The following is a 22120-nucleotide window of genomic DNA, read 5'->3' on the forward strand; positions in this document are numbered from 1 at the left end:
TATCATCTACTCCTTTAAGACCGCATCGATATAGATGGATGGATTCAGCAGCACTTCACCCGCGCCTGAAATGAACGGCATGAAGAGTTCCGCGCCGACCCCGAATACCACTGTAATGGCAACAAGGATTACTGTCGGAATGAACATTTGATTAAACACTGATTTTTTCAATGGGACGGTTTCAACCGGTTCTCCCCAGAAAGCATAGATGAAAATGCGCACAGCACTCAACAACACGATCAAGCTGGTTGCAAGAATGACAATGCTGCCCCAGAATTGCGGGCCTTCAAATCCACCCTGGACAATGAGCAGCTTACCTGGAAATCCGCTGAGGGGGGGAATTCCCGCCAGTCCAAATGCTGCAACAAGGTAAGTCCAGCCAAGAACCGGGTAGGTTTTGATCAATCCACCCATTTTCCGGAGATCTGTTGTGCCGAACAATACGGCGACAATTCCAACCAGGAAGAACAGAGCAGCCTTGATCAGCATGTCATGGAGCAGATAATAGATAGAGCCATCAACTCCAGGCTGGTTTAGCTGTGCGATTCCGAAAAGAATCACACCAACAGCGATGATGATGTTATAAATGATGATTTTCTTAACATCAAAATAGGCAAGTGCGCCGACGCAACCGGCAAGAATAGTTAGGATGGCAATAATTCCGAGCAATTCATGGGTAAAGCTGATATTCATCGTAAAGAACAATGTATATGTACGCATGATTGCATAGACGCCGACTTTCGTCAGCAACGCCCCGAACAGCGCCAATATTGGAATTGGCGGTGAATAATAGGAGCCGGGCAGCCAGAAATACAACGGGAAGATGGCTGCTTTAAAGCCAAAGACAACCAGGAACATGACGGCTATGACGGTCAAAATTCCAGTTTCTTCAATTTGTGGAATCTTCACAGCCAGATCGGCCATGTTCAAAGTTCCAGTGACTGAGTAGAGGAAAGCTACAGCTGCCACAAACAAAGCGGATGAAATGATGTTCACCAGCAGGTATTTGATGGATTCACGCAGTTGAGGCTTTTCTCCGCCATGCACAATCAATGTATAAGATGCCATGAGCAACACTTCGACGAATACGAATAAGTTGAAAATATCACCAGTCGTGAAAGCGCCGTTGACACCGACCATTAAAAATAATACGGCCGGATAATAATAAGATTGTTCACGTTTCACGCCAATGGTCGGAAAGCTATAGAATATGACGAACAACGTGATAAGTGAAGACGTAACAACCAGCAGTGCCGACAGCGGATCCGATACCATCGAAATGCCGAAAGGTGCCGGCCAGCTGCCGAGCGTCACAGCTTGGACACCATCAGCGTCGACTTTTGCCAACAGGAATAATGCGGAGACCACAGTTACTCCTGCAGCAGCAGCAGCGAGAATTCGCTGAAGCTTCAGGCGTTTTGGAAAAATCATCAGGATAATAGCAAAAAAGAACGGGATGATGATTGGAAATAGAAGCAAATTACTCATAATCTTCAGTTCCTCTCAGCAAATCCATATTGTCGGTACCAAGTTCCTGATAAGATCGGTACGCGAGCACAAGGAAAAATGATGTAACGGCAAATGAAATGACAATGGCAGTCAAAATCAAAGCCTGGGGCAGGGGATCTGCATAATCGCTGACACTAACCCCTTCTGCGACAACAGGTGGTGAGTTGCCCCCAAGGCCCCCCATTGTCAGTAGTAATAGATGGGCGCCATGGCTCAGCAGCCCGCTCCCGATAATAATGCGTATCAGGCTTTTCGAAAGCATTAAGTAAACAGCTGCCATAAAGAGAAATCCGATGGCAACCGACATGATTATTTCCATTATCCATCCTCTCCAATCGTTTGAATAATGGTCATCGTTACACCGACAACAACCAGGTAAACACCAACATCGAACAGCAAGGCCGAATGCAGGGAAGTGTTACCGAAAAGCGGTAAATCATAGTAATCATAAGCATGGGTGAAGAAAGGGACATCAAAGATGATGGACGCAGCGGCTGTGGCAAGCGCCAGCAATAAGCCAACTGCAGTCATTGACACGTAATTTATCGGCAGTATTTTTTTGACCGTTTCAAGATCAAAAGCAAGCATCAGCAGGACAATCGCGCTAGTAGTCAATAACCCGCCGACAAATCCGCCGCCCGGTGTGTAATGCCCTGCAAAGAAAATATGGACAGCGAACATCAAAATGATGAAGGTCACTACTTTTGTGGCCGTTTGAAGCATGACATCATTTGTTCTCATGCTGATCCTCCTTTTTGGACAACCGCAGTTTGATCATGGTGATGATGCCGATGGCGGTAATGCCCAGTACAGCAATTTCAAACAATGTATCAAATCCACGGTAATCAACCAAGATAACATTGACAATATTTCCTCCGCCCGCTTCCGAGTAGACAGTTTCTTTGTAGAACTCAGAAATGGAAGGCAAAGCCTTCTGTGAATGGGACGATAAGGCAATTAAAGTCATAGTAACGCCAACGCCCACTGCAACGAGGGCATTTCCTAGCCGGAAGCCCATGCGCTCTTCTTTTCGGCTCATTTGAGGCAAGTGATAAAATGCCAGCAAGAACAGTGCAACCGAAATGGTCTCGATTACCAGTTGGGTCAATGCCAAATCCGGCGCGCGGAAAATGACAAAGAACAAGGCGACTGAATAGCCGACAGCCCCCAAGGCGATAATTGCCGTAAGCCTCGATTTTGAAACGAGAATGGTCATCGTTGAACCAACTAAGGCAACCAAAATGACAATTTCATAAAATCCGACTGGTGCCAGGTTAGTTAGATCTAGAGCAAAAGCCTCGGTCAGATACATAGTCCCAAGAAGGATGAAAATCATGAAACTGAACATATACACCAAGTAGGAACGGATAAAGCCTGTCATATAAAGCATCGAGAAACGGTTTGCACCACCATCGCTCAGGAACATCAAGTTATCGTATAAAGCGTTCAACGAGATAGCATCCGGGAAACGGTCGTAGCTCTTCTGCCACCTGTGCAAGGTCCAGAACATCAGTCCACCAACGGCAAAGATGCCGAGGGTCATAAAGAGTTCAGTGTTAAAACCGTGCCAGGCGGATACATGGATATCAACTTCTGCCGGTGAACTGTACAGGAAGGGTTGGATAGCCATGACGGCCGGCTTCACGAGCCAGTCTCCGACAAGATTCGGGATGAAGAAAATCACGATCACAAGTATGGCAAGGAACACCGGAGAAATGAGCATCCCGATTGGAGCTTCATGGGCCGGCTTCGGCAATTGCTCCGGCTTGTGCTTGCCGGCAAAGGTATGAAACACAAAATAGAAGCTGTAGATAAATGTGAAAACCGATCCGAGCCAAGCGACAACAGGGAATAGGACACCCCAGACGTCCATGGAGAACAAGTCGAATTCCGTCAATGACAGCATGGCAGTCAGGAACATTTCCTTGCTTAGGAAGCCACCGAATGGGGGCAAGCCTGCCATCGAGAAAGCTCCGATCATGGCAACGGTGAAACTAACCGGCATCAAGCTCATCAACCCGCCCAGTTTGCGGATGTCCCGTGTACCAGTTTCGTGGTCGATAATGCCTGCAATCATGAACAGGCTGCCTTTAAAGACAGCGTGGTTGATCAGATGGAAAATCGCGGCGAATCCGGCATACTTGAAAGTGGTTTCCGCAATATTGTCAACGTGGTAGCCAGCGGCCGAAGCCCCAAGCAACGACATGATCAAGCCAAGCTGGGAAACCGTAGAGAATGCCAAAATGCCTTTCAGGTCTTTTTGTTTTAAGGCAAAAAACGAACCCCAGAACATGGTGAACAATCCGACTCCGGCAACCAGCCACATCCACGTACCGGATATGGCGAAAACAGGGGTCAAGCGAGCAACCAAATACAAGCCTGCTTTTACCATGGTCGCGGAGTGCAGGTAAGCGCTGACTGGAGTCGGGGCTTCCATTGCATCGGGAAGCCAGATATAGAAAGGGAATTGGGCTGATTTGGTGAATGCGCCAAGCAACACCAGCACAAGAGCCCAGATGAAGAAATCATGTGTCGCCATTTCCGGCGCCAACGTAATTAATTCACGTATCGAGTATGTATTGCCCATAATACTTAGCAGCACAAAGCCCCCGAGCATCATCAATCCCCCGAAAACGGTGATCATCATGGATTTTAATGCACCAAACCTTGAACGGTCGCGGGTATACCAATAACCGATCAACAGGAAAGATGATATCGATGTCAATTCCCAGAACAGGTAAAGCGTGATCAGGTGATCACTTTGGACAATGCCGAGCATCGCCGTCATGAACATCAAGAGATAGACATAGAAATTATGTAATTGTTCACGGTGTTTGTCCAAATAGAAAATGGAGTACAGCACCACTAAAGCTCCGATGCCAGTAATCAGCAAGGTGAACAGCAGACTCAATCCATCGATATACGCGACAAATGCGATATCAAGTGAAGGAATCCATTGGAATTCAGAAACCAGGTTGCCGCCATCGATGGTGGTAGGGAGCAATGAAGCGTAGTAAATGAATAAAATGACGGGCACGGTCAACACAAACCAGCCTGTATGGATCTTTCCGACTTTCTTAAATAGCAGCGGAATAAACAGAGCTGCAAGCAAAGGTAAAAAGATTAAAAATACAAATGACAAATGAATCCTCCTTCCAGCATATACGTGATGAGTTTCTAATTAGAAATTATAACGCAAATCGGGTGGATTTGCACCGTTCATCCACCAACGGAACTGAATCGAATCTATTTTCGATAAGCTTTTAAGATAGGAAGAAAGCCGATTAAATTAATTTTGTGAATTTGGACCAAAGCAATAAAAAAGCCGTTTTTCAGTTGAAAAACGGCTTTTTTTACGTATTCTTCAGTTCCTGTTCAAGCAATACATCTTCAAAATCCTGCTGAGGTTTGGCCAGCGTGAACCGCAGGAAGGAAAAAGCGATGACAAACAGCACACCCGTAACGATAAAGACGGAGGAGATGCCGATAAAGCCGCTGACAATCCCGCCAAACATCGGGCCGATGATGTTTCCAAGAAACCGGAAGCTGGTATTGTAGCCCATGATTTCCCCTTGAATTTCGATTGGCGCTTCCCGGCGCATCAAGGCGGTTGTCGTCGGAATCATTCCGCCGACTGCGATGCCGAACAATAAGCGCAAAACGATCAATTGCCAAAGTTCAGTGACGAAGGCCTGAGGAATGATAAAGACGAATGCCAGTAACAGCAGCATGCCAAGAACTTTTTCATAGCCGATTGAGTCACCGAGTCTTCCCCAGCGGCGGGCGAACAGCAGGTTGCCGACACCGGTGGCGCTGAAGGTGATTCCAGCAAGAAATGCAACCTGGGCGCTGCCTTCCGTTAATTCTGCCACATACAAGGATAACAGGGGCTGAATGCTGAAGGTGCCAATTTGGATCAATGCGGTGATAATCATGACATTAAGCATCAAACGGTGGCTTAATATTCCGCTAATGATCGTTTTCGGGGCATAGACATGGGCATCTTTCAATTTGACACGCTTGATTTCATGCAGGCCAAAGACCACAAACAATGCCGCAATGGCAATCACACTGGCTGTAATCAGGAAGGTATATTCGAAACCGAAAGCGTCTGCCATCAACCCGCCGAGAACAGGTCCAAACAGCGTACCTGAGACACTGCCCATCTGCAGCGTTCCCAGCGTTTTTCCTGCTGTTTCCTTAGAGGTCTGGGAGCTGACAAAAGCCAGAGATGTCGGAATGAACCCCGTCACCACGCCCATGAACAAACGGATCATGAACAGTTCCGAGACAGAATCGGCTGTTCCCATCAGGAAGATGCTGATGGCGATGCCGAATCCGTTGATGATCAAAATGGGCTTGAAGCCATATTTGTCGGCAATGCGTCCCCAAATCGGAGACATGATCAAAGCGGCAACAAAAGTCACACCGAAAACTAGGCCGGACCAGCGCTGTACATATTCGTCTGTGAAATTGCCGAGCGATTCAATATAAAGAGATAAAAAGGGCATAATCATGGTAGTGCTTCCGGCGACCAGGAAATTGGTGAACATGATAATAAAGAAATTCTTTTTTTGAGTATCCATAAGGAACCCTTCTTTCTGAGAGAAGCAACTGTTCTTATTATATAATACTTCGTCACACGAAAAAAGCGCTAAAAATTACCAATGAATTCAAAAAACTTCTATGCTAAAATAAGGCGGGGTGAAAAAGATGAAAAAAATAATGATGACGCCGATTTTATTGGCATTATTCCTGGGCGCATGCTCAGGGCAGGAAGCGGAAACGGAAACTGAAGAACCAAACCAAAGCGAAGTGATAGAAGTGGACGGCTACCCGCAACTGTCGGCAGAAGTTGCCGACAACGAAGCGCTTGTAGAGCTCAATACATCCATGGGAACCATGCAGGTCAAATTGTTTCCTGATATTGCGCCAAAAACGGTGGAAAACTTTTTGACGCATGCAGAGGAAGGCTATTATGATGGGCTGACTTTCCATCGCGTCATTCAGGACTTTATGCTCCAAACGGGAGATCCGACCGGAACGGGTGGTGGTGGCGAAAGCATCTACGGGACTCCATTTGAAGATGAATTCAATGACCATCTTTTCAACATTCGTGGTGCCTTGTCGATGGCAAACGCTGGACCTGGCACAAATGGCAGCCAGTTCTTCATCGTCCAGGCACCAACAGTGGACGAAGATATGTTGACCAGCGACCATCCGGAAGAAATCCGGGCGGTCTACCTGGAAGAAGGGGGCACACCTTGGCTTGACGGCAAACACACCGTATTTGGCCAAGTGATCGAAGGCATGGATGTAGTCGATGCCATCGCGGCAGTTGAAGTGGCAGATTCCAAGCCAGTCGAAGACGTGACTATCGAGTCCATCGAAATTCTGGAGCAATAAACGGAGGCAGAAAACCTGTTATAACAGGTTTTCTGCTTTTATTTATGTGCTTTCATAGCTTTTAACAGTAGATGTTTCTTACAAATGGCTTGCGCTCAAATACGAAGCGAATTGCATCACCTGAAATGAAAAAAGAGCTTTCGGCAGAAATCGCCGAAAGCTCTTTTTTGTCATGATCTTATTTTGATCCTAAACCGTCCACTAAGTTGGAAGCAGGTACTTCCAATGCATTTGAAAGAATAAGGATGGTTTGATTTGATGGGACTTCTTCCCCACTTTCATAGGCTTGAAGCTTGGCAACACCAATTCTCGTTTTCAGGGCCAATTCATCTAATGATAAGTTACGCTCTTCGCGAAGCGCTTTTAATTGGGCGTGTAAATCTTTTTTCAAATTCATGCACTCCTTCTTATATGGAACTTTCTTCTATTTATATACTATCACGCACAGATATTTTTCGATAGGATAAGTTATGGAATTTTTCGAAAAACTGTATTAGAAAATGGCGATGATTCCACGGATAAAGACGACGACAATAGCGATCGGCGCAACATAGCGAACAAGTACACGCCAGACGTCAACCCATACCTTCTGCTGTGAAAGCTCATTGTGCGCTTCTTCCTTCGTCAGGACATAACCTGCAAATAGCGCAGTAAATAATGCCCCAAGAGGCAATCCAATTCGGCTGGTCAAGGTATCGACGAAGTCGAAGAAGGTCAAGCCAAAGAAAATTTCCTGTGGCATGACACCGAAAGACAAAGCGCTTGGAATGCCGACGATGAAAATCATCAAGCCGAAAATAAATGCGACACGACGGCGGCGATCGTATTTGTTTTTGACGCCTATGGAAACCGTGATCTCCAGCATGGAAATGGATGAAGTCAAAGTTGCGAAAAGCAACAGAACAAAGAAGATGATCATCAGGAATTCACCCATGAACAATTGATCGAATATGGCTGGCAAAATGATGAATACCAGTCCTGGTCCCTGATCAGGAGTATAGCCTAGAGAGAAGACTGCCGGGAAAATGATTAATCCTGCCATGATTGAGATTACAATATTCAGTGACACAACGCTGACGGATGAGCGTGTCAGGTTTTCAGATTTAGGCAGATAGGATGAATAAGTGATCATCCCGGCGACACCAACACTCAACGAGAAGAAGGCTTGTCCAAGTGCAATCAATGCTGTCTCGAAATTAAAGAAAGACCAGTCCGGAACAAACATGAAGCGTACGCCTTCCATGGCGCCATCAAGTGTTAATGAACGGATCATCAGCACCACGAAGAAAATCAATAAAGCAGGCATCATGATTTTGCTGGCTCGTTCAATGCCACCCTTGATGCCACCTTGTACGATCCAAATCGTCAATCCCATGAAAGCGGCCTGTGCAAGTAGAACTTCCCATGGATTTGTAATAATGCCGGTGAACAGTTCAGCAAACTCAGCATCTCCTAAATCGGATAACTGGAACAGAATAGAGCGGCCCAAATAAGATAAGACCCAGCCGCCAACAACACTGTAAAAAGACAAAATCAGAAACGAAAAGATAAATCCGGACCAACCGATCAAATACCACGGTTTTCCAGGAGCTTGTTTCCTTAAACCGCTGACGGCATCCGCCTGTCCTCTGCGACCAATGACAAATTCAGCTAAAAGGACCGGCAATCCGATTGCCACTGTACTGATAATAAATAGCAGGATAAAGACACTGCCGCCATTTGCACCGGTTTCATATGGGAACTTCCAAATGGCCCCCAAGCCGATGGCACTTCCTGCTGCTGCAAGAATAAAGCCCAGCTTGGAACTCCATTGTTCACGTTTTTTCAAGTTCATCACTCCTATTTCATATAGATTTCCTCATTTTACACGAGCAACACTAAAAAAAATAGCAGTTTTTGAAACGCTGCGCCGTTTGGTCCGTATAGGTACCATTAAACATAATAAAATGATTATTCCGACGAATCAGGGAGTGAGGCAATGACTTTTGCAACTGATCTATATGGACAGGCACAAAAAGGGGACAAATCCGCTTTTTATAAATGGGCCGAAGAGATTCAGCCGGATACAGGTCGCTTTGCCTATCAATTGGGCGTCTCTATTGAAAAACTGCCATATTTCCAACAACTCAGTCTCCGGCGACTGCATAAACAACTAGAACACTTTGCACCTGAGGAAGCAAAGTGCCAACTTTACAAGCTGATGATTCAGCAGGCAGAGGCTAACAACCCACCGCTTGAAAACCTGGGAGACCAAGCAGTTTTTGGATTTCAGGAAGACCAGGAACTGCATGCTGAACTGCAAAAACTGGAGATGGATCAGCGTATTCCACTGGCTTTATTTTATTTTCATGAAATTCCTTTAAAAGACATCTTGGCGATTACAGAGATGTTGGAGCACCAGGCGTTAGAGTCAAAGGACATAGGCCTGCAGGCATTGCAGAAACATCTGCAATTGGATGAGAGGCAGCTTCTGCAGCGGCTGGCGATGCTGCATAAATCCTATCGGCGTTTTCTGCCGCCTCCACCATTTGAACAAGCAATTCCGAACAAAGAAGAAAAATTCCCTGTTGCCGAATCCGCTATAGTAAGTGCATCTCCACAACGTAAAAAGAAAAAAACAACAATCATACTGGGAGCTGCCAGCCTCTTTTTAGCAGCGGTCATCAGCATCAGCTTTTCTGCAGACGATCAGCAGGCGGGAACGGCAGGCATTACAGAGTGGCAGGAGGCGGATAGCGTAACAGATGAAATGGTGGCAGACTGGCGCAGCCAATACGAAGAGATTAAAAAAACTTCACCAGAACGTTTGGGAATGACTAAAGAGCAGTATGAGCAGTTGGAGTATATCAAACTGGCCGACGCCGAGATGGAACGGGTTTTCAGCGCTGATACGCTCGAATCATTAAGAGCGGATCCTATTAAAATGCAGCTTGAAGCCGATCGCCTTTTCCGGCAGGTCGAAACGCCACGCGGCATGGTTGATTCCTTATCTGGCACCAGTCCGATGCTGGCTGCTGAAACGGAGAATTTTCTCCGGAATTACGCAGCTAAGACTGATGAGCTGCGCATATTTGCGGATGGTGTGCTGGTGAAGTACCGGCAGGAATTGGAATCGACGATTGTGATGGGTCAGTTGTCTCCGGAAAAACTGCTGGCACAATCTGACAGCTATCCCGAAGAACTGCGTATGGTCGTGGAGGCTTTGCCTGAATACAACCTGTTCGCAGTCGTACATCCAAACGATAATCGGTTCAGAACCATACGAGACGTTCATATACTCAATCAGCAACAGCCGATTATGAATGATCCCTATGCATGGCACTACTTAAATTTATTAAGTAGTGAACCTTATTTTGATAGCAGCGGATTTTTGATGCCAATCGAAACGATTCCGCAATACTTGCTTTCCATGGAACTGGCACTATTGGAAGAAGGAGGGGAAACAGCCTTGTTTGATGGAATAGAAGTGGCCTATCAGCAAGTCTTTTGGCAATTGATAAAGGGAAGCGGCAATTCTCCAGTTTTTGATGATGAAGGAAAAGTTAAACCGAATTACCGTAATGCCTGGAATGGTGTAGCTTCTTCTAATCCGATGGCATTTTTGATGTTGCCGATTCTGGAAGAAATGGAAGCCAGTGGCTGGACAGTTTCGGCGAATTACGATGAATTGCAGTTTTCCGATTTATTGGATGCTTTAGAAATGGAAAAATCAGGTAAGCTCGCGGATAAGCTGCCAAATGGCAATTTGGTGATTGAGGACGAATTTGTGGATATGGAGGATTTTGACTGGAGCCGCATACAGCCTTTGTACAAATCATTCAAAGCTTCTTATGATTTGGAGCTATTGGCGGGTGTACCGCCTCTGGATGTACTGTTCATGTACCATTACGCCAACAAACTCAATGATACGGAAACCCTGTGGCATTTGCTGGCAGACAGTCCGTTAAAACCGGCGCTCCAAGTGTTTCAAGAAGAGTGGCAGCCGATCCCCGAATTGACGGAAAATGCAAATTGGATCGAACTCTCTGAGGGATTTTATAAACAGCGGGTGAAAGACAAGGTCTATATTTATCCACAAATCGATTCGGATGAATTTATTGAACGATTAGATGTACTGCTGGTCACGGAGAAAGACCAGATTTGGCAAATCGACTACCAGCAATACGATAGTTATGATTTAATGGGGGAAGATCAACAGCTTAAGCAAAGGGTCGAAAAACTGTATGCGTCAATTTCCAATGGATCTCAGAACCAACTACCAACTGAAACAAAAGCTGGCGAAGTGGCTGGTGTATTTTTCAAGGCCGTCGAAAACGAAGATATAGCCACCATGAGAACACTGATGGCAGATACTGACTGGACAAATGATGAGTTGACATCTTTTTTGGACCTTCACAGCTTTCGGCCATTTTCTGATTTGGAGCAAATAACATTCAGGACCCATTTCGGCCTGGATCCGGCTGCGAGTCTGAGAGGCGGTATTGAAATAAAATACGCCTCGAGATCTCAGAATAGCCTGGTTCAGGAAATGTTTTTCATGAAGAAAACCGAGGATGGCTGGCGGATGACAGACTTAAAAAATTTCTGATTTTGCTCTCAGCATATACCTGTGCTATAATATACAGATGCCAATAGGTGTACAGGACAATTAGATATGACTAGGAGCGGGTAAACATGACAAAAACATACCAAACAGGCGATACGGTTTCAGGTAAAGTAACTGGAATCCAGCCATACGGTGCATTCGTAGCTTTAGATGACCAAACACAAGGCTTGGTCCACATTTCAGAAATCACTCACGGTTACGTTAAAGAAGTAAGTGAGTATTTGGCAGTAGGGCAAGAAGTTGACGTGAAAGTATTGGAAGTTGATGAGAAATCTAAAAAAATCAGCTTGTCAATCCGCGCACTTCAAGAGCAGCCACCAGCAGCTCAGAAAACTGAAAAACCAAAACAATCTCTTCAAACCCACGTTAACGAAAGTGATTCTGAAGGATTCAACTCATTGAAAGACAAAATGCAAGAGTGGATCAAACGCTCTGGACAGTAAGAAATGAGTAAGTGCCTATGTAGATTCAGGCGCTAAAGCTAGACTATAAGAAAAAAACGAAGCGCGGACATTATGTCTGCGCTTCGTTTTTTTTGATTTTCCGCAACCGGTACTGCAGGTTTTGGCGGCTCATGCCAAGGGCAGCAGCAGCTTTCGTAACATTTCCACCATGCAGATCCATCGCCTTCTGCAAGTAATACATTTCAGCCTCGAACAGATATTCCTCCAATGGCAGTAAATCCGTATTCGATTGGACGATAAAATCCTCGGGCTTATGCTCTCCCTTCAAATCGGTTTTAAGCTTAAAATGGTAAGGTAGCATGTCTACAGTAACTATTTCCTGCGTTGTCAGCATGGAAGTGGTCTCATCGAGCAGCAATTCAAGCTCTTTTAAATTGCCTGGCCAGTCATAGGCATGCAGTAAATCCGTAACTTCTGGATCCAATCCGCGGACAACCGAACCGACCTTCATCCGGTGGCGGGAAAAGTAATCGTCAACAAACGGCAGAATGTCTTCTTTCCGAGAGCGCAGCGGTTCCACTTTGATGGTCATCGATGAAAAGAAATAGTATAGATCCTTCAATAATTTATGCGAAGCAATCAACTCAACTGGATCATCGCCGACACTGGCAATAAAATATGTGTTGCCACGAGAACTTTCTTCAGCCATCTCCAATAGTTGCTCCTGCAAAGACAGCGGCAGCAGGTCGATTCGTTCACAGTAAATCGTGCCCTCGCCTATCTTCTTGATGTCTTCCCCTAATTGATCGATGATGGTGCCGTCCGTCCCGTGGCAGTAGAGTGTGTACATCTGCCGATTAGAGGAATGTGCCGAATGGATCGCTTCCGCAATCAATTCCTTGCCGGTTCCTGATTCCCCGACCAGCAGCACCGGCAATTTAGCCGTTGCCGCTTTTTCGGCTGTAGCAATCACTTTTTTCATGCTTTTGGATAAAGCGGTAATGGTCGAAAAGGTGATGGGCTCGTCATATTTTCTCAGCGGCTGATAAATTACTTTTTCAAGGGTGGTGACGTCACGTGATAATTCGATGGCGCCAATAAGAGTTTCTTCATCAAGAACAGGATACGTATCATTGATGGTGGTGATTTCCTGTCCTTTGCGGTTCCAATAGGTCTGTTTGACGTTAAAAACAGGCGTCCCGCTTTGCAGAACCTGCAGCAGGGTACTTTCGTGTTGGTCGAAACGAAACATCTCGAGCAGCGAACGATCCGCCAGCTCATCAAAATCAAAGCCTTCAATTTCCCGCATTTTTTTATTGTATAAAATCGTTTTTCCTTTTAGATCGATAGCATGGATCCCAACGGCCACTTGTTCTCCAGCAAATTTATAGAACGGCGATAAATCAGTATTTTCGGGTTTCAAAACGTTCACTCCAAAATTATTTTGACTTTTTAAATAAAAACACTTGAATTATGCAACAATCTTTTGCATTATTATAAGTGGAAACAGTTTGAAAGTGCAAATTTTTTTTGCGCTTACTTAAAACTCAAGGAGGAATAACATGATTCCCTACAAACACGAACCATTCACAGATTTCTCAATTGACAAAAACCGCACAGACTACCTGGAAGGCATGAAGACAGTTAAAGCATACCTAGGTCAGGACTATCCGTTGATTATTGGTGGAGAACGCATCACTACTGAAGATAAAATCATTTCATTCAACCCAGCAAATAAAGAAGAGCTAATTGGCCGCGTGTCAAAATCAACAAAAGAATTGGCTGAACAAGCCATGCAGTCAGCTGATGAAGCTTTCAAAACATGGAAAAAAGTGAAACCTGAAATTCGTGCAGACGTATTGTTTAGAGCTGCAGCAATCATTCGCCGCCGCAAGCACGAATTCTCAGCTCTTTTGACGAAAGAAGCAGGCAAGCCTTGGAACGAAGCAGATGCAGATACGGCAGAAGCAATTGATTTCCTTGAATACTACGGCCGCCAAATGCTGCGTCTGAAAGATGGTATGCCAGTAGAAAGCCGTCCAGGCGAAGACAACCGCTATGATTATATTCCTTTGGGAGTAGGCGTTGTCATCTCACCTTGGAACTTCGCGTTCGCAATTATGGCTGGAACAACTGCTGCAGCGATGGTTGCAGGAAATACGGTTCTATTGAAGCCGGCTTCAACAACACCGATTGTGGCTTACAAATTCATAGAAGTTCTTGAAGAAGCGGGAATGCCACCAGGCGTGGTCAACTACATTCCTGGACCGGGCTCAGAAGTTGGAGATTACTTGGTGGATCACGCGAACACGCGCTTCATCTCATTTACCGGTTCAAAAGAAGTTGGCCTTCGCATCGCGGAACGTTCTTCAAAAGTGAACAAAGGACAGCTTTGGATGAAACGCCTGATCGCTGAAATGGGCGGGAAAAATACAATGGTGGTGGATAAGGAAGCGGATCTTGAGCTTGCTGCACAAGCGATTGTTAAATCTGCTTTTGGTTTCAGTGGACAGAAATGTTCAGCTGGATCACGTGCGGTCATCGTTGAAGATGTTTACGATACAGTACTGGAACGTGTTATTGAATTGACAAAAGAATTGACGATCGGTGACCCGGTAGATCAGTCCAACTACATGGGACCGGTTATCGACGGAAACTCATACAAAAAAATTATGAACTATATTGAAATCGGTAAAGAAGAAGGCCGTCTAGTTGCAGGTGGAGATGGAGACGATTCCAAAGGTTATTTCGTAAACCCGACCGTTTTTGCTGATCTTGATCCGCAGGCACGAATCATGCAGGAAGAAATCTTCGGTCCAGTCGTTGGTCTGATGAAAGCGAAAGACTTTGACCATGCAATCGAAATTGCCAACAATACGGAATATGGTTTGACTGGCGGAGTAATCACAAACAATCGCGCAAACCTTGAAAAAGCCCGCGAAGATTTCCACGTAGGAAACCTTTACTTCAACCGCGGCTGCACAGGAGCCATTGTTGGATATCAGTCATTTGGCGGATTCAACATGTCGGGAACTGATTCAAAAGCAGGCGGCCCAGATTATCTTGTTCTTCATATGCAAGCACAAACTACTTCTGAAATGTATTAATCAATCGTAAAATGGTATAATAATTCACCAAAAGGCAGACGTAGGTCTGCCTTTTTTAAAAAAGGAGGAAATTGCATGACACAAACACAAACTATTATCAAACAAACAGAAAAATACGGGGCGAACAACTATCACCCACTACCGATCGTTATTACGGAAGCAGAAGGCGTTTGGGTAAAAGATCCAGAAGGTAATAAGTTCATGGATATGCTATCAGCTTATTCAGCTGTCAATCAGGGACATCGCCATCCGAAGATCATCCAGGCGTTGAAAGATCAGGCAGATCGCGTTACTTTGACTTCACGTGCGTTTCATAATGATAAATTGGCTCCTTGGTACCAAATGATCTGCGATATTTCCGGTAAGGAAATGGCGTTGCCGATGAACACAGGCGCTGAAGCTGTAGAGACGGCTGTCAAAGCTGCACGCCGTTGGGCTTATGACGTTAAAGGCGTTGCTGAAAACCAGGCAGAAATCATTGCTTGCGAAGGCAACTTCCACGGCCGTACGATGACAGCTGTATCATTATCATCAGATCCTGAATACCGCAGAGGGTTCGGACCGATGCTTCCAGGTATCAAATTGGTTCCTTTCGGTGATTTGGAAGCATTGAGAAATGCCATTACTCCGAATACAGCTGCCTTCCTGATCGAGCCGATCCAGGGGGAAGCTGGTATCATCATGCCTCCACAAGGATTCCTTAAAGCCGCAAGAGAACTTTGCCGCGAAAACAATGTTCTTTTTATTGCTGATGAAATCCAATGTGGCCTGGCGCGTACTGGAAAAATGTTTGCCTGCGAATGGGAAGACGTTACTCCAGATATGTACATCCTGGGCAAAGCACTTGGCGGCGGGGTGTTCCCGATTTCATGCGTAGTAGCCGACAAATCCATATTGGGTGTATTCAATCCAGGCTCACATGGTTCTACGTTCGGTGGAAACCCGCTGGCCTGTGCAGTATCAGTTGCTTCTATGGAAGTCTTGGTTGATGAAAAGCTTTCAGAGCGCTCTCAGGAACTTGGTGAATACTTCATGGAGAAATTGCGTGAAATCGATCACCCGTCTGTTAAAGAAGTCAGAGGCCGTGGTTTATTCATCGGTATGGAATTGACTGAAGCAGCAAGACCGTACTGCGAACAATTAAAAGAATTGGGCCTATTGTGCAAGGAAACACACGATACGGTTATTCGTTTTGCTCCGCCATTAGTCATTTCAAAAGAAGAGCTTGATTGGGCAATCGAACGCATTCAAAAAGTATTCTCTAAATAGCATTCACGTGGCACATAAATATTGACATGTGTTACACTAGATGTTGAGTAATTACTAAAATATAAAGAGGCGAAATAATACAATGGCTGAAAACTTGAACTTGTTGACGTCTACGCAGAATGTTATTAAAATTGCATTGGATAAGCTTGGATACGAAGATGCAATGTACGAACTTCTAAAAGAACCGATGCGGATCTTGGAAGTGCGCATTCCGGTACGGATGGATGATGGCAAAACAAAAGTCTTTACGGGTTACCGCGCTCAACACAGTGATGCGGTCGGACCGACAAAAGGTGGAGTCCGTTTTCATCCGGATGTAAATCGTGATGAAGTTATTGCTTTATCAATGTGGATGACGTTAAAATGCGGAATTGTGGAACTGCCTTATGGCGGAGCAAAAGGCGGCATCATCTGTGACCCGCGTGAGATGTCCATGCACGAAATCGAGAAATTGAGCCGTGGGTATGTGCGTGCAATCAGTCAGATTGTCGGACCGAACAAAGACATTCCAGCACCGGATGTGTTCACAAACTCACAGATCATGGCGTGGATGTACGATGAATACAGCAAACTTGATGAATTCAACTCTCCTGGTTTTATCACTGGCAAGCCGATTGTACTCGGGGGCTCCCAAGGCCGTGACAAAGCGACGGCTCAAGGCGTAACCATCTGTATTAATGAAGCTGCCAAAAAGCGCGGCTTGGATATGCAGGGAGCACGCGTTGTCATTCAAGGTTTTGGTAATGCCGGAAGCTTCCTGGCGAAGTTCCTGCATGATGCTGGAGCAAAAGTGGTCGGAATTTCGGATGCCTACGGTGCTCTTCACGATCCGGATGGCTTGGATATCGATTATTTATTGGACCGCCGCGACAGTTTTGGAACGGTTACGACCTTGTTTGATAACACCATTACAAACAAAGAGTTGTTTGAATTGGATTGCGATATCCTAGTACCAGCAGCTATCGCGAATCAGATTACAGAAGAAAATGCCAACGATATCAAAGCTTCTATTGTTGTCGAGGCAGCAAATGGACCAACGACTGCTGAAGCGACTAAGATGCTGACAGACCGTGGAATCCTTTTGGTTCCTGACGTTTTGGCAAGCTCTGGTGGAGTAACGGTTTCTTACTTTGAATGGGTGCAAAATAACCAGGGTTATTATTGGACACAGGAAGAAGTGGACGAGAAACTCAACAAAAAACTGGTTGATGCATTTGATAATGTCTACAACGTTGCCACTACACGCAATATCGACATGCGTCTGGCAGCTTATATGGTCGGCGCCCGCAGAACTGCAGAAGCTTCACGCTTCCGTGGATGGGTATAAGACTCAAGAAAACCGCCTGGATCTGGGATCCAGGCGGTTTTTCTGTCTCAATCTTTTGCTTTTTGATTTGAGAAACTTCATAATATAATCTGAATAGAGGAGGATGATTGGATGAATGCATTTTCATTTTATAACCCGGTAAAATTGATTTTCGGTGAAGGCCAGCTTCAGGCGGCCAAGAAAGAATTGCCGAAATTCGGTAAAAAAGTATTGCTTGTATACGGTGGTGGCAGCATCAAGAAGAATGGCCTTTATGATGACGTCATTCAAATGTTGTCAGAAGCTGACTTAGAAGTTTTCGAATTGTCAGGAGTAGAACCGAACCCACGGATTTCTACTGCCAGAAAAGGAATCGACATCTGCAAAAAAGAAGGCATTGAGATGATTTTGGCAGTAGGCGGTGGCTCAGTCATCGACTGCACTAAACTCATTGCTTGTGGTGCTAAGTACGACGGGGACGCATGGGATTTCGTTTCCCGTAAAGCACAGCCAAAAGAAGCTTTGCCTTTTGGAACAGTCTTAACAATCGCTGCAACCGGTTCTGAAATGAATGCAGGTTCGGTTATCACTAACGAAGAAACACAGGAAAAATATGGATGGGGAAGCCCGTTATCATTCCCGCAATTTTCAATTCTGGATCCGACTTATACATTATCGGTACCTGAAAACCAAACGGTCTACGGAATTGTGGACATGATGTCCCATATTTTTGAACAATACTTCAATGACGCCAGCAATACGCCTGTCCAGGACCGGATGTGTGAAGGTGTTTTGAAAGCAGTCATCGAAACTGCACCAAAATTGATGGAAGATCTTCAAAGCTACGAACACCGTGAAACGATCCTGTTTGCCGGAACAATGGGTTTGAACAAATTCCTTGAAATGGGCTATAGAGGCGACTGGGGTTCACACAATATCGAACACGCCGTTTCTGCTGTCTATGATATTCCCCATGCAGGTGGATTGGCGATTCTCTTCCCACAATGGATGCGCCACAATGTAAAAGTGAATCCTGCACGTTTTGCTCAAATGGCAGTCCGCGTTTTTGATGTGGACCCGACAGGCAAATCAGAATCTGATATTGCACACGAAGGTATCGATCGCTTATCCGCGTTTTGGACTTCTTTAGGAGCACCAACACGTTTGGACTACTACGAAATCGATGATTCCAAAATCGACTTGATGGTTGAAAAAGCCATGGTCTATGGAGAATTCGGCAACTTTGCGAAATTGAAAGGCGAGGACGTCAAAGAAATTCTACAGGCGTCTCTATAAGAAAAAAGGCTCGGCGCTTAGCGCCGAGCCTTTTTTTGTTTATTTTTTATCAAGCGATGCCGGACGTTTGCTCAAATGTTTCCATTGAGTTTGGCCGTCATCTGCATCAAGAGAGACAATTACGTCATCGACGCTTGGCTGGCTGAGGATGATTTCCGCTAATCGTTCCTGCAATGCATCGGCCTGTGTCACATTCAAATGTGAATCAACTTCAATTTTGGTTTCGACATGAAGAAACTCACCTTCTTTAACAACTTCCAGTGTTCTAATATCCCGGACATCAGGGTGATTACTCAATATATGTGCGATATGGTTTACCATCTGCTCATCTGTTTCGCCAATGGCTCCACGGGCATTATCCAAAAAGACTTTCCCGACGACGTATAGCATCATAAAGCCGATGGCGATGGATGCCGCACCTTCAATTTGCAGAAAGCCGGTATAATGGGCGATCAATACCGCAGTCAAAGCCAATAGACCACCGGCAGTAGCTACCAGATCTTCGAGAAAGACCAATTTCGTTGCTGGCTTCGCTCTGTCCAAATGTTTGAAACTGGTCGTCAGCGGAGCCATTGCTCCACCTTTGACGCCGGCCTCATGCAAAATTTCCTTGCCAGCTTTATATAGGACAAAAAATTCAAGGATAATTGCAATAGACAATACTACAACACTGATGATGAATCCTTCTGCTTGCACAGGCTGAGTCATTTGATGCCATCCTTCGATGATAGTTTCATAAGCCATGATTCCGACGATCAATACCGCGCCAAGGAGAACGATATTCAATAGACGCCCGAAACCATTCGGGAATTGTTTGGTCGGCGCTTTCTTCGAGAGTGCTGAACCGATGAAAACAAAATATTGGTTGGCTGCATCGCCGATCGAGTGCATGGTTTCTGCAAACATCGCAACGTTCCCTGTAAGGGAGAATGCGACCCCTTTCATTATCGCGATAAATGTATTAATGATTGCTGCCGTCAAAGATGGCTTATTGCCATTTTTCAATAACCCAAAAAATTCCTTCATAAAAATTCCTCCTCAATCAAATCAGTTCAATTTCAACTTGCACGACTTCTTCCATGTCTGATATTTCTTGGTACAAATCGATTGTGTCTTTCTCATGGGAAAAGGACATGCGAATCGATAGTATGTGGAACGAAGCGGAACTCTCCTTATTTGGATGGGTTATGGAAATGCTCTCGATAACCGATCCACCTGCTTTTAACTCATCTAACACCTCCCGGATCGCCGCTCGATCACCGACAACCACTTTTAAATTTGCTTCCACCATCATCAAGCGCTTTGGTCCGAACTTAAAGAGCAGGGGAGGCAGAGTTTCTATCCCAATCAAAACTAATAGAACTGCGGTTATTGCTTCAATATAGAAGCCGGCCGCAACTGCAATGCCGATTCCGCCGGCGCCCCAGATCATGGCGGCGGTCGTCAATCCGGAAATAGAATCATTGCCGCGTTTTAGAATAACTCCAGCCCCCAAAAAGCCGATACCTGAAACAATCTGTGCAGCGAGGCGCAGCGGATCCATTGTAATATTAACATTGTCATACTCGCTGCCTTGTGCAATATAGGCGGATTCAATCGAGATGATAGTTAATAGGCAACTGAAAGTCGAAATGACGATGCTTGTCTTTAACCCGACCGGCTTTCTTTTTAGTTCCCTTTCCAATCCAATAGCTAAACTTAAAAGAGCAGCTATTACAAGTTTAAAGAAAGTTTCATATGAAGAAATTTGCATTGCACTGAAAAACTCCATAAGGAAAGCCTCCATTTCTTTATCTTGTATTGATTCTGCTTGATGAAAGTGGCAAACTTATTACGTGCATCGTCGGTGAAGTTGGAGAAGAAGAGGTGTTTGAATGGAAAAACCGGCTGTCCACCCATATATCCCTATTATAATAGGAGTTTTCTCTGTAGCATTGTCAGCTATTTTCGTTAAGATGACATCTGCTGATTCTGGAGTTACTGCTTTTTACCGTATGCTGTTCTCCATACTGATTATGAGTCCGGTCTTCTTTCTCAAATATACCCATGAAATCAAGAAGCTAAGCAAAAGGGACTGGATCTTCACCACCATTGCAGGAGTATTTTTAGCATTCCACTTCATCTTGTGGTTTGAATCGCTGAATTATACATCGGTAGCCAGTTCAACAGTGCTTGTGACTCTGCAGCCTTTATTTGCTTTTGCGGGTACGTACTTTTTCTTTAATGAGAAACTTTCTAAAAAGACACTCATTGCTGGAGCTATTGCAATATCGGGCAGTGTGTTGATTGGCTATGGAGATTTTAAAGTAAGTGGAAGTGCTCTTTATGGAGATCTGCTGGCGTTAATTGCTTGTGCATTGATTACAGCCTATTTGTTATTTGGTCAGGATGTTAGAAAGAGATTGTCTTTGGTAACCTATACTTTTGTAGTGTATGGGGTGAGCACCGTAACGTTATTCTTCTATATTGTATTCAAAGAAGAATCTTTCGGTCCTTATCCGGCTTCCGAATGGATGTGGTTTTTATTATTGGCACTCATTCCGAATTTGCTTGGGCACACATTATTCAACTGGGCTTTGAAGTGGGTAAGTACCAATGTCATATCAATCGCAATACTTTTTGAGCCGATAGGGGCTGCTATACTTGCTTATTTTATACTTGGGGAGTATTTGAGCATCTCTCAAATAGTAGGTGGAAGTATAGTGCTGTCAGGGATTACGTTGTTTGTTGCAGACTACCAAAAAATTAAAATACGCTTTTTAAAAATAAAGGCTTGATTTTTTGCTCGTGGCGGTTTATATTTATATATGTCCTTAAAACAACTCGAAAAAAATATTTTGAAATAGTATTGACAGCGAGATTGAATTAGGATATATTAATGGAGTCGCCAAAGAGCGCGGCAAACAAACTGAACCTTGAAAACTGAACAGCAAAACGTCAACAAACAGCAACGGCCGTTGAACGCGGCCCGCGCACAACTTACTGATCAGCGTTATGCAGATCAAAGCGAATCGCGCGTCTTCGGACGGCGATACGCCAGCAAGTTAAGAGCAGTCAAATGTTCTCTATAATGGAGAGTTTGATCCTGGCTCAGGACGAACGCTGGCGGCGTGCCTAATACATGCAAGTCGAGCGGAACCATTGGAGCTTGCTCCTTTGGTTTAGCGGCGGACGGGTGAGTAACACGTGGGCAACCTGCCTTGCAGAGCGGGATAAC

At 45.0% G+C, this 22120-nt stretch carries 18 protein-coding genes and 1 rRNA gene; 9 read left to right on the top strand and 10 right to left on the bottom strand.

Going from position 1 to position 22120, the window contains the following annotated elements; all coding sequences use genetic code 11:
* Window positions 1–6: 6 nt before the first annotated feature.
* The 5 genes from J7I83_RS15705 to J7I83_RS15725 form a co-directional block, all read right to left on the bottom strand.
* Window positions 7–1488: a Na+/H+ antiporter subunit D gene (locus J7I83_RS15705; protein ID WP_215102255.1), complete on the bottom strand. Its 1482-nt coding sequence runs from the start codon at window positions 1486–1488 to the stop codon at window positions 7–9.
* Complete coding sequence (locus tag J7I83_RS15710; protein ID WP_215102257.1) at window positions 1481–1828, bottom strand: Na(+)/H(+) antiporter subunit C; 348 nt, start codon at window positions 1826–1828, stop codon at window positions 1481–1483. The genes J7I83_RS15705 and J7I83_RS15710 overlap by 8 nt, the downstream gene beginning before the upstream one ends.
* Window positions 1828–2250, bottom strand: a complete 423-nt coding sequence (locus J7I83_RS15715; RefSeq protein ID WP_215102259.1) for a Na(+)/H(+) antiporter subunit B — start codon at window positions 2248–2250, stop codon at window positions 1828–1830. The genes J7I83_RS15710 and J7I83_RS15715 overlap by 1 nt, the downstream gene beginning before the upstream one ends.
* A complete protein-coding gene (locus tag J7I83_RS15720) occupies window positions 2237–4651 on the bottom strand; it encodes a Na+/H+ antiporter subunit A (protein WP_215102261.1) in 2415 nt (804 codons plus the stop codon). Before J7I83_RS15720 ends, J7I83_RS15715 begins: the two co-directional genes overlap by 14 nt.
* Window positions 4652–4862: 211 nt before the next feature.
* On the bottom strand, window positions 4863–6095 hold the full coding sequence (locus J7I83_RS15725; protein WP_215102263.1) for an MFS transporter: 1233 nt from the start codon (window positions 6093–6095) through the stop codon (window positions 4863–4865).
* Window positions 6096–6222: 127 nt separating this feature from the next.
* Here J7I83_RS15725 and J7I83_RS15730 point away from each other — a divergent pair, with 127 nt between their 5' ends.
* On the top strand, window positions 6223–6915 hold the full coding sequence (locus J7I83_RS15730; protein WP_215102265.1) for a peptidylprolyl isomerase: 693 nt from the start codon (window positions 6223–6225) through the stop codon (window positions 6913–6915).
* 178 nt (window positions 6916–7093) lie between these two features.
* Here J7I83_RS15730 and J7I83_RS15735 read toward each other — a convergent pair whose 3' ends face one another.
* On the bottom strand, window positions 7094–7312 hold the full coding sequence (locus J7I83_RS15735) for a helix-turn-helix domain-containing protein (RefSeq protein ID WP_483313463.1): 219 nt from the start codon (window positions 7310–7312) through the stop codon (window positions 7094–7096).
* Between the two features lie 96 nt (window positions 7313–7408).
* Complete coding sequence (locus J7I83_RS15740) at window positions 7409–8743, bottom strand: sodium-dependent transporter (RefSeq protein ID WP_215102269.1); 1335 nt, start codon at window positions 8741–8743, stop codon at window positions 7409–7411.
* 150 nt (window positions 8744–8893) lie between these two features.
* Between J7I83_RS15740 and J7I83_RS15745 the strand changes: the two genes are divergently transcribed.
* Both J7I83_RS15745 and yugI read left to right on the top strand, forming a co-directional pair.
* On the top strand, window positions 8894–11503 hold the full coding sequence (locus tag J7I83_RS15745) for a hypothetical protein (RefSeq protein ID WP_215102271.1): 2610 nt from the start codon (window positions 8894–8896) through the stop codon (window positions 11501–11503).
* 86 nt (window positions 11504–11589) lie between these two features.
* Window positions 11590–11964, top strand: a complete 375-nt coding sequence (gene yugI / locus J7I83_RS15750; protein ID WP_215102273.1) for a S1 domain-containing post-transcriptional regulator GSP13 — start codon at window positions 11590–11592, stop codon at window positions 11962–11964.
* A gap of 70 nt (window positions 11965–12034) precedes the next feature.
* Here the strand turns inward: yugI and J7I83_RS15755 are convergent, their stop codons facing one another.
* Window positions 12035–13348, bottom strand: a complete 1314-nt coding sequence (locus tag J7I83_RS15755; RefSeq protein ID WP_215102274.1) for a sigma 54-interacting transcriptional regulator — start codon at window positions 13346–13348, stop codon at window positions 12035–12037.
* A 139-nt stretch (window positions 13349–13487) separates the two neighbouring features.
* Between J7I83_RS15755 and pruA the strand changes: the two genes are divergently transcribed.
* The 4 genes from pruA (at window position 13488) to J7I83_RS15775 (ending at window position 18903) form a co-directional block, all read left to right on the top strand.
* Window positions 13488–15032, top strand: coding sequence for an L-glutamate gamma-semialdehyde dehydrogenase (pruA, locus tag J7I83_RS15760; RefSeq protein WP_215102275.1), 1545 nt, complete (start codon window positions 13488–13490; stop codon window positions 15030–15032).
* Between the two features lie 75 nt (window positions 15033–15107).
* Complete coding sequence (locus J7I83_RS15765; RefSeq protein WP_215102276.1) at window positions 15108–16301, top strand: ornithine--oxo-acid transaminase; 1194 nt, start codon at window positions 15108–15110, stop codon at window positions 16299–16301.
* 82 nt (window positions 16302–16383) lie between these two features.
* Window positions 16384–17628, top strand: coding sequence for a Glu/Leu/Phe/Val family dehydrogenase (locus tag J7I83_RS15770; RefSeq protein WP_215102277.1), 1245 nt, complete (start codon window positions 16384–16386; stop codon window positions 17626–17628).
* Window positions 17629–17739: 111 nt separating this feature from the next.
* A complete protein-coding gene (locus J7I83_RS15775; RefSeq protein WP_215102278.1) occupies window positions 17740–18903 on the top strand; it encodes an iron-containing alcohol dehydrogenase in 1164 nt (387 codons plus the stop codon).
* Between the two features lie 39 nt (window positions 18904–18942).
* Here J7I83_RS15775 and J7I83_RS15780 read toward each other — a convergent pair whose 3' ends face one another.
* Both J7I83_RS15780 and J7I83_RS15785 read right to left on the bottom strand, forming a co-directional pair.
* Window positions 18943–19929: a cation diffusion facilitator family transporter gene (locus tag J7I83_RS15780; protein WP_215102279.1), complete on the bottom strand. Its 987-nt coding sequence runs from the start codon at window positions 19927–19929 to the stop codon at window positions 18943–18945.
* A gap of 16 nt (window positions 19930–19945) precedes the next feature.
* On the bottom strand, window positions 19946–20674 hold the full coding sequence (locus tag J7I83_RS15785) for an MgtC/SapB family protein (protein ID WP_215102281.1): 729 nt from the start codon (window positions 20672–20674) through the stop codon (window positions 19946–19948).
* A 103-nt stretch (window positions 20675–20777) separates the two neighbouring features.
* Between J7I83_RS15785 and J7I83_RS15790 the strand changes: the two genes are divergently transcribed.
* On the top strand, window positions 20778–21680 hold the full coding sequence (locus tag J7I83_RS15790) for a DMT family transporter (RefSeq protein WP_215102283.1): 903 nt from the start codon (window positions 20778–20780) through the stop codon (window positions 21678–21680).
* Between the two features lie 290 nt (window positions 21681–21970).
* A 16S ribosomal RNA gene (locus tag J7I83_RS15795) occupies window positions 21971–22120 on the top strand; the annotation flags it as partial.

Origin of the sequence: Planococcus sp. ISL-110 (assembly GCF_018613575.1) — a bacterium.
Lineage (GTDB): Bacteria > Bacillota > Bacilli > Bacillales_A > Planococcaceae > Planococcus.

Bases quoted from the DNA above. Each gene is read 5' to 3' on its own strand.
- J7I83_RS15705 (WP_215102255.1), bottom strand. From the start codon at position 1,488: ATGAGTAATTTGCTTCTATTTCCAATCATCATCCCGTTCTTTTTTGCT.
- J7I83_RS15710 (WP_215102257.1), bottom strand. From the start codon at position 1,828: ATGGAAATAATCATGTCGGTTGCCATCGGATTTCTCTTTATGGCAGCT.
- J7I83_RS15715 (WP_215102259.1), bottom strand. From the start codon at position 2,250: ATGAGAACAAATGATGTCATGCTTCAAACGGCCACAAAAGTAGTGACC.
- J7I83_RS15725 (WP_215102263.1), bottom strand. From the start codon at position 6,095: ATGGATACTCAAAAAAAGAATTTCTTTATTATCATGTTCACCAATTTC.
- J7I83_RS15730 (WP_215102265.1), top strand. From the start codon at position 6,223: ATGAAAAAAATAATGATGACGCCGATTTTATTGGCATTATTCCTGGGC.
- J7I83_RS15735 (WP_483313463.1), bottom strand. From the start codon at position 7,312: ATGAATTTGAAAAAAGATTTACACGCCCAATTAAAAGCGCTTCGCGAA.
- J7I83_RS15745 (WP_215102271.1), top strand. From the start codon at position 8,894: ATGACTTTTGCAACTGATCTATATGGACAGGCACAAAAAGGGGACAAA.
- yugI (WP_215102273.1), top strand. From the start codon at position 11,590: ATGACAAAAACATACCAAACAGGCGATACGGTTTCAGGTAAAGTAACT.
- pruA (WP_215102275.1), top strand. From the start codon at position 13,488: ATGATTCCCTACAAACACGAACCATTCACAGATTTCTCAATTGACAAA.
- J7I83_RS15765 (WP_215102276.1), top strand. From the start codon at position 15,108: ATGACACAAACACAAACTATTATCAAACAAACAGAAAAATACGGGGCG.
- J7I83_RS15770 (WP_215102277.1), top strand. From the start codon at position 16,384: ATGGCTGAAAACTTGAACTTGTTGACGTCTACGCAGAATGTTATTAAA.
- J7I83_RS15775 (WP_215102278.1), top strand. From the start codon at position 17,740: ATGAATGCATTTTCATTTTATAACCCGGTAAAATTGATTTTCGGTGAA.
- J7I83_RS15780 (WP_215102279.1), bottom strand. From the start codon at position 19,929: ATGAAGGAATTTTTTGGGTTATTGAAAAATGGCAATAAGCCATCTTTG.
- J7I83_RS15785 (WP_215102281.1), bottom strand. From the start codon at position 20,674: ATGGAGTTTTTCAGTGCAATGCAAATTTCTTCATATGAAACTTTCTTT.
- J7I83_RS15790 (WP_215102283.1), top strand. From the start codon at position 20,778: ATGGAAAAACCGGCTGTCCACCCATATATCCCTATTATAATAGGAGTT.